Source organism: Lyngbya sp. CCY1209, assembly GCF_055795065.1.
The window spans coordinates 1-6,966 of sequence record NZ_JAYFER010000621.1; the positions used below are offsets into that span (position 1 = coordinate 1).

8 protein-coding genes are annotated in these 6,966 nt (G+C 52.1%); all 8 read left to right on the top strand.

From position 1 onward, the window contains the following. The first annotated feature begins 128 nt into the window (after nt 1–128). The 8 genes from hoxU (at nt 129) to AC0QHF_RS23670 (ending at nt 6,834) form a co-directional block, all read left to right on the top strand. Nucleotides 129–845: a bidirectional hydrogenase complex protein HoxU gene (gene hoxU / locus AC0QHF_RS23635; protein WP_324706715.1), complete on the top strand. Its 717-nt coding sequence runs from the start codon at nt 129–131 to the stop codon at nt 843–845. Next, on the top strand, nt 833–1,381 hold the full coding sequence (locus AC0QHF_RS23640; RefSeq protein WP_324706716.1) for an NADH-quinone oxidoreductase subunit B family protein: 549 nt from the start codon (nt 833–835) through the stop codon (nt 1,379–1,381). The genes hoxU and AC0QHF_RS23640 overlap by 13 nt, the downstream gene beginning before the upstream one ends. Before the next feature lie 161 nt (nt 1,382–1,542). Beyond that, on the top strand, nt 1,543–2,973 hold the full coding sequence (locus AC0QHF_RS23645) for a Ni/Fe hydrogenase subunit alpha (RefSeq protein WP_324706717.1): 1,431 nt from the start codon (nt 1,543–1,545) through the stop codon (nt 2,971–2,973). A gap of 79 nt (nt 2,974–3,052) precedes the next feature. After that, nucleotides 3,053–3,331: a (2Fe-2S) ferredoxin domain-containing protein gene (locus tag AC0QHF_RS23650; protein ID WP_324706718.1), complete on the top strand. Its 279-nt coding sequence runs from the start codon at nt 3,053–3,055 to the stop codon at nt 3,329–3,331. Beyond that, nucleotides 3,328–3,834 (top strand): PAS domain-containing protein, encoded by a 507-nt coding sequence (locus AC0QHF_RS23655; protein ID WP_324706719.1) that lies wholly within the window; start codon nt 3,328–3,330, stop codon nt 3,832–3,834. The genes AC0QHF_RS23650 and AC0QHF_RS23655 overlap by 4 nt, the downstream gene beginning before the upstream one ends. A gap of 61 nt (nt 3,835–3,895) precedes the next feature. Then, a complete protein-coding gene (locus AC0QHF_RS23660; protein ID WP_324706720.1) occupies nt 3,896–5,062 on the top strand; it encodes a SpoIIE family protein phosphatase in 1,167 nt (388 codons plus the stop codon). 464 nt (nt 5,063–5,526) lie between these two features. Then, nucleotides 5,527–6,360: a YwqG family protein gene (locus AC0QHF_RS23665; RefSeq protein WP_324706721.1), complete on the top strand. Its 834-nt coding sequence runs from the start codon at nt 5,527–5,529 to the stop codon at nt 6,358–6,360. A gap of 27 nt (nt 6,361–6,387) precedes the next feature. Continuing rightward, complete coding sequence (locus AC0QHF_RS23670; protein WP_324706722.1) at nt 6,388–6,834, top strand: hydrogenase maturation protease; 447 nt, start codon at nt 6,388–6,390, stop codon at nt 6,832–6,834. Nucleotides 6,835–6,966: the final 132 nt, after the last annotated feature.

Genomic DNA, 6,966 nt, shown 5'->3' on the forward strand with positions numbered 1-6,966 from the left:
ATGTCCCCGGTTGCCTCCCCAACTCGGACCGATGGCAAGGGCAGGCACAGAGGCACTGCCCCCACCAATCACCCTATTCCCTATTCCCTATTCCCTATTCCCTATTCCCTCAATTCAAGGAGAACTCTATGTCCGTTGTCACTTTAAAAATTGATGGAAACGACATTGCAATAGAAGAAGGAGCGACCGTTTTGGACGCCGCCAAAGAAGCGGGGGTGAGAATTCCCACCCTCTGCCATTTGGAAGGGATTTCCGACGTCGGCGCCTGCCGGTTGTGTCTGGTGGAAATCGCCGGAATTAACAAGCTGCTTCCCGCCTGCGTCACCGCCGTCGCCGAGGGGATGGACGTGTGCACCAACAGCCCCAAATTGAAAGAATACCGCAAGATGGTGGTCGAGATGCTGTTCTCAGAGGGCAACCACGTCTGTGCGGTTTGCGTCGCCAACGAGAATTGCGAATTGCAAGATGTGGCGGTAGAAGTGGGGATGGACCACAGCCGGTTTACCTACCGTTTCCCCGAACGGGAAGTCGATATTTCCCACCCCCAATTCGGCATCGACCACAACCGCTGCATCCTCTGCACCCGCTGCCTGCGGGTCTGCGACGAAATCGAGGGCGCCCACGTCTGGGATGTGGGTTTCCGCGGCGCCGCGGCTAAGATGGTGACGGGGTTGAACCAGCCCTGGGGGTCGGTGGACGCCTGCACCTCCTGCGGCAAGTGCGTCGATGCCTGCCCGACGGGTTCGATTTTCCGCAAGGGGGCGACCGTCGCCGAAATGACCCGCGATCGCGCCAAATTAGAGTTTATCGTTAATGCACGGGAGAAACACGAATGGACAAGATAAAATTTGCCACCATTTGGCTGGCCGGATGCTCGGGTTGCCATATGTCGTTTTTGGACCTGGACGAATGGCTGATCGACTTATCCGAATTTGTGGACGTGGTTTATTCCCCCGTCGGCAGTGACTTGAAAGACTATCCCGAAAATGTGGATGTCTGCCTGGTGGAAGGGGCCGTCGCCAACGAAGACAATTTGGAACTGCTTCTCCAGGTTCGGGAACGCACCAAAATGCTCATTTCCTTCGGGGATTGTGCCGTCACGGCCAACGTTCCCGCCATGCGAAATATGCTCGGCAGTACCGAACCCGTCCTCAAACGCTGCTATTTGGAATTGGGCGACACCACCCCCCAAATCCCCAAAGATCCGGGCATCGTCCCCGAACTGCTCGATCGCGTCCGGCCTATTCATGAACTGGTTGATATCGACCTGTTCATGCCGGGATGTCCCCCGCCGGCCGATCGCATCAAAGCCACCCTCGCCCCCCTCGTGGAAGGCAAGCAGCCCAAAATGGAAGGGCGAGAAATGATCAAGTTCGGATAAAGTTTCCGTCTGCTTAAATGTCAGCCCAATTGATAATTGACGGTCTACTTTTTCTCATTAATTAATGAGTCATAAATTCTCCGTGTCCTCTGTGCCTCTGTGGTGAAATTTTTGATTGTCAATTATCAATCTTTAATCCTGTTGAGAGTGAGTTCCCAGTCATGGCTAAAACAGTTGTTATCGACCCCGTAACCCGCATCGAGGGTCACGCCAAAATTTCGGTATTTTTAGACGATGCCGGGGAGGTGGAAGATGCCCGCTTCCACGTCGTCGAATTTCGCGGCTTCGAGAAATTCTGCGAAGGGCGACCCATGTTTGAAATGGCGGGAATTACCGCCCGCATCTGCGGAATTTGTCCGGTCAGTCACCTATTGGCATCGGCGAAAACCGGGGATAAAATTCTCGCCGTCCAGGTGCCACCAGCCGGGGAAAAATTGCGCCGGATGATGAATTTGGCGCAGTTGACCCAATCCCACGCTTTGAGTTTTTTCCACCTCAGCAGCCCCGACTTTCTCCTGGGTTGGGATAGCGACCCGGCGAAGCGAAATGTATTCGGATTGATCGCCTCCGACCCCGATTTGGCGAGGGCCGGCATTCGCCTGCGGCAGTTCGGACAGACCGTGATTGAACTGTTGGGAGCCCGGAAAATTCACGCCGCTTGGGCCGTTCCCGGTGGGGTGCGATCGCCCCTTTCCCAGGAAGGTTTAGAATGGATTAAAGAACGCCTCCCGGAATCCCGGCAGACCACGGAAACGGCTTTATCCCTGTTTAAACGCCTACTCGATAGCGACCTCAGCCAAGAAGTCGATATATTCGGGCAGTTTCCCTCTCTATTTATGAGTTTGGTCGCCCCCAACGGCAACTGGGAACACTACGGCGGTCAGATTCGATTTGTCGATAGCGACGGAAACATCGTCGCCGACGGGTTGAGTGAGGACAATTACCAGGACTATTTGGGTGAGGCGGTGGAAAACTGGTCCTACCTGAAATTCCCCTACTATAAACCCCTCGGATATCCCGACGGTATTTATCGCGTCGGACCCCTGGCGAGGCTGAACGTGTGCGATCGCATCGGGACGCCCGACGCCGACCGGGAGTTGCAAGAATTCCGCGATCGCGCCGGGGGACGGATCGCCACCTCCTCCTTCTTCTACCACTACGCCCGGTTGGTGGAAATTTTGGCCTGTATTGAAGCGATCGAAGCCCTGGTGGACGACCCCGACATCACCTCCTCCCGCGTCCGCGCCGACGCCGGCATCAACAACTTAGAAGGGATCGGCGTCAGCGAAGCCCCCCGCGGCACCCTCTTCCACCACTACAAAGTCAACGAAAACGGCCTGATTCAAAAGGTCAACTTGATTATTGCCACCGGACAGAACAACTTGGCGATGAACAAAACCGTCACCCAAATCGCCAAACACTACATCCACGGCAACGAAATTCCCGAGGGAATGTTAAATCGAGTTGAAGCCGGCATCCGCTGTTTCGACCCCTGCCTGAGTTGCTCCACCCACGCGATCGGGCAGATGCCGTTGCACGTCCAACTGCTGAAACGGGATGGCACAATAGTAGATGAAGTCTACCGGGATTAGACAGCCGGTAAGAAACCGGGTTTTTGAGCGATTGGAAACAATTCTGAAACACCCGGTTTCAGACATCAGAGGAATCGATATGGAAAAAGAAAACTTGTACCTGTGCATGGGTTCGGCTTGCCACCAGATGGGGGTCTACGAAGTCCTACCGAAACTACAGGAATTGATCAAAGAATACAAACTCGAAAATCACGTCGAATTGAAAGGATCATTCTGTTTAGAAACCTGCAGTTCAGGTATCGTCATGAAATACAAAGGTCAGCACTTCATCAACATCAGCCCCCAAAACATCGAAGATAAATTCATCGGCGAAATTTTGCCGATGATTCAGGAACGCAATTTACCCCTAAATTCATGATGTTAGAAACCACCGAAAATCCCCACCTGTGGCGACTACTGTGGGAGTACGACCCCAACGGTCTGATCGCCGTCGATATCGACCTGAAAATTAAAGTCGTCAACCCCGCCTTCTGCAAGTTTTTCAAGGTGAATGAAGCCGACATCATCGGCACCCCCGCCTTCGACTTACTAGGAAACCTCGATCGCTTCCGGAAAGTGTGGGAAAAGAACGAGATGATGCAGGGCATTGAAACCGAATACGCTAACCACAACCTCTACCTCAAAGAAGTCATTTTCCCCATCCGAGACGAAAACATCATCGCCTGCATCATGACCGATATCACCCCAGAAACGAAGCGAAAAAAAGAAATTTTGGACATCAAAGAAGAAACCGTCAAAAAAGTCAACGAAGTCGTTGACAACCAGATGAAAGTCGCCCAAGAAATCGCCGGCTTACTCGGAGAAACCACCGCCGAAACCAAAATCAGCCTCTTAAAAATCCTCCAAATGATCAACCAATAGCACCCCTCTTCCCTCCGTGTCCTCTGTGTCTCTGTGGTTCCATTCTCCATCCAGTCAACCCATGGATCAAGATAACTTTTTCGACATTTTCGATCGCAGCCTCAACAAAAAAGGCGAGGAACTCTGCGGCGACCAGGTGAAATTCACCAAAACCGAAAACAAAAGCACCATCGTCCTCTCCGACGGCCTGGGAAGCGGCGTCAAAGCCAACATCCTCGCCACCCTGACGACGGAAATTTTGATCACCATGCTCAACGCCGACGTCCCCCTCGAAGAGGTGATCAAAACCGTGATCGGAACCCTGCCGATCTGTCAGGTTCGGAAAATTGCCTACGCCACATTTACCATCATCCAAATCGACCACCAGACCAATCAATTTCAGGTCATCAACTTCGACAATCCCCCCATCTTTTATTTTAACAAAGGTCGGGTCATCCAACTGGAGACGAAAACGGAAAAAATTCAGGGCAAAAAAATCATCTCCTCCGCAGGGAAGCTGGAACGGGGGGACTTTATCGGCGCCATCAGCGACGGCGTTCTTTACGCGGGATTGGGGGATACCATGAATTTCGGCTGGGGGTGGGATAATATCGCCAAGTACATGGAAAAAGTGTTCATGAACCAGGCGACCAATTCCCGCACCATCATCGAACAGGTGATGACCGAAACGCGATCGCTCTACCGCGATAAAATCGGCGACGACGCCACCTTCGTCGGCGTCTACGTCCGCAAGCGAAATCCCGTCATGATCTTCACTGGCCCCCCCCTCGACGTCACCCAGGATGAACTGTACGCCGAACGGCTGTTGAGCTTTAAAGGTAGAAAAGTGATCTGCGGCGGCACCACCGGAAACCTGGTGGCGAACTACATGGGAGAAACCATCGAAATGGATATCTCCACCATGCGGAAAGATCTGCCCCCCATCGGAAAATTGAGCGAAATTAACCTCGTCACCGAAGGCATTCTCACCATTTCCAAAGCCACCGAAGTCCTCAGAAAATGCAACTGCGACATCACCCGCCTCCCCTCGGACAACAACGGGGCGGTATTGCTGGCTCGGGAAATTTTGGAAGCGGACTCGATTTTCTTTCTGGTGGGACAGCAAATTAACGAATTCTATCAAAACCCCCTGCTTCCCAAAAATATCTCCATCCGCCGCAGTTTGATCGAAGATCTGGTCAATTTGCTCAAAGAAAAGCAAAAAGAAGTTACCGTCGAATACTGTTGATCAGAGGCAATCGGTAATAGGTAATAGACAACAGGCAACAGGTAAAATAACCTCACTTATCCGTTTCAGAGTTTTTCCACGTCCTGAGTATCCCGGCGATTTATTTATAAGTTTTTTTAATAATTTTTGAGTTTTTTATTGGATTTTGAAAACTTTATTACGATTTGTTACAAAATTATTGATAATTTCTCTCAAACAGTTGACGGCAGAATGGGGGTTCTGGTACACTACAGGAAACGGCACCCAAGGGGTTATTGTGTCTATCGGCAAAAATGAAGGCTGCAACCCCGATGATATCGTCACAATCCCACAATTTTCCCGACCAATCCGATTCTCTCGACGCACCAATTTTCGGGACGGCTCGAAAGGGTATCTTGACAAATCGGACGATTTATGCATTGACCGATTATCCCCGACGACAATACGATCATTCTGAATCGCGAAAAAGACTCTAATTTGAGGCGATGTCTATCCGAGACTTCTTGTTAGAACTCCCCCCCGAATTTGACGCCATCCGACCCTTTTTGATCGCCAGTCCGTCGGAACCCTTCATTCGCGTCGATGCCGGCGAACCGCGCCTGCGGGTGAAGCACCCCCAAGACGATCGCCTGCCCCGGCGAGCCAGCAAAATCGGCGGTCTGCCTTACTTTCCGAAATCGGCGGATTATCCCAGAGACGAGTCGGGAATCCCCCTGGTTTTGCTGGCTCAGATCGACTGCGCGGAAGTTCCCATCATCCCGAATTTCGACTTTCCCGATCGCGGACTATTGCAGTTTTACATTTACCCCGACCCCGCCTTTTCTTTCCAGGACGACAAGCATCGGGTCTTGTATTTCCCGGAAACCGATATCGCCGACAATGAGTTATTGCAGGATTTCAGTTTTATCAAAATCGGCAGACCCTCATTTGCGGAGAAAATTCGCCCTCTGAGTTTTGCGGTGGAAGATGCTCCCTTTTGGCAGACGCACAGCCAAGAATTCCTCGACCAATTGAAAGAACGATTCGATCGCGAATTCGTCGATAATTGGTTCGACTGGATGTTGGTTGAACATTACGACAAAACGTCATCGCCGCCGGCGAACAAATTGGGGGGATATCCCTGTCCGCGCGGCGAGGTGGACGACCTGGTGCTCGGCGGGATGGCGGAAGAGGCGGCGGCGGAAGGTCGGGAAGTCGAACGTTTACTCCTGGAATTCGAGCATCCCGACAATATCTCCCTCGCGGTTTATTTCTTTATCCAAAATTCCGACTTGCGATCGCGGCATTTTGACCGAGTTTTGGTTCAATGTGTGTATTAATCGAATCATGTCATTCGGGTGCGACTCGTGGAAAATCTGAAGTCTTTCTTAATTATCGGATACGGGAACACCCTGCGGGGGGATGATGGGATCGGGCAGGAAGTGGCCGAGCGGGTGGAACGCTGGGAAAAACCGAACCTGCGATCGCGTCCGGTACACCAGTTGACCCCTGAACTCGCCGAAGAATTGACCCACGCTGACAGCGTGATTTTCGTCGATGCCTGCCTGGAGGGGGAGACGGTGGAGGTGTCCGCCATCGAACCCGACGAGTCGGAAACGGCTGTCAATCTCGGACACGCCATCAACCCGCGATCGCTGCTATCATTGGCGAAACGTCTCTACGGAACCGTCCCCCCCGCTTGGCTGGTGGCCGTTCCCGGCGAGAATTTCGAGATGTGCGATCGTCTCTCCCCAACCGGAGAAAAGGGAGTCGAAGACGCTCTCAAACAGATCGAACGGTTGATCGAAGATTGACTTTGGAGGCGGGGGAAAATCTCGTTATCGTCAAAGACGATATCTTTCCGCCAAGTCACGATGGTTCTCAATCTCTCTCTCGAAAGCGATCGCTCAATCCACCCGTTCTCTGAAATCGTACATATATATAGT

What these genes read in the sequence shown, in the direction of transcription:
- AC0QHF_RS23655 (WP_324706719.1), top strand. Translation starts at nt 3,328, where the DNA reads ATGATGTTAGAAACCACCGAAAATCCCCACCTGTGGCGACTACTGTGG.
- AC0QHF_RS23660 (WP_324706720.1), top strand. Translation starts at nt 3,896, where the DNA reads ATGGATCAAGATAACTTTTTCGACATTTTCGATCGCAGCCTCAACAAA.
- AC0QHF_RS23640 (WP_324706716.1), top strand. Translation starts at nt 833, where the DNA reads ATGGACAAGATAAAATTTGCCACCATTTGGCTGGCCGGATGCTCGGGT.
- hoxU (WP_324706715.1), top strand. Translation starts at nt 129, where the DNA reads ATGTCCGTTGTCACTTTAAAAATTGATGGAAACGACATTGCAATAGAA.
- AC0QHF_RS23650 (WP_324706718.1), top strand. Translation starts at nt 3,053, where the DNA reads ATGGAAAAAGAAAACTTGTACCTGTGCATGGGTTCGGCTTGCCACCAG.
- AC0QHF_RS23665 (WP_324706721.1), top strand. Translation starts at nt 5,527, where the DNA reads ATGTCTATCCGAGACTTCTTGTTAGAACTCCCCCCCGAATTTGACGCC.
- AC0QHF_RS23645 (WP_324706717.1), top strand. Translation starts at nt 1,543, where the DNA reads ATGGCTAAAACAGTTGTTATCGACCCCGTAACCCGCATCGAGGGTCAC.